The sequence below is a fragment of the Streptomyces sp. LMG1-1-1.1 genome, from assembly GCF_040815545.1.
GTDB lineage: Bacteria > Actinomycetota > Actinomycetes > Streptomycetales > Streptomycetaceae > Streptomyces.
In genome coordinates this window covers 1-255 of sequence record NZ_JBFPNH010000005.1, presented here as the reverse complement: position 1 = coordinate 255, position 255 = coordinate 1, and the positions used below count along the sequence as shown (strand labels likewise).

At 73.3% G+C, this 255-nt stretch carries 1 protein-coding gene; it reads left to right on the top strand.

The window, feature by feature from the left end:
- The coding region (locus tag MRBLMG1_RS03800; RefSeq protein WP_367820699.1) for a transposase at positions 1-255 on the top strand (255 nt) is incomplete at both ends.

The following is a 255-nucleotide window of genomic DNA, read 5'->3' as shown; positions in this document are numbered from 1 at the left end:
CCCGGGGTGGCCCGGCAGTACTCGGGCACTCTGGGCAAGGTCGGCAACTGCCAGATCGGTGTCAGTGTCCACGCCGCCTCCGAGGAGGCTTCGTGCCCGTTGTCCTGGCGCCTGTTCCTGCCCGCCGCCTGGGACGGCCCTGACGCCCAGGCCCGCAGGCGGGCCTGCCGGATCCCCGACGAGGAGTGCCACCGTCCCAAGTGGCAGCTCGCCCTGGACATGCTCGACGAACTCGCCGGCTGCGGGCTGCGGCCC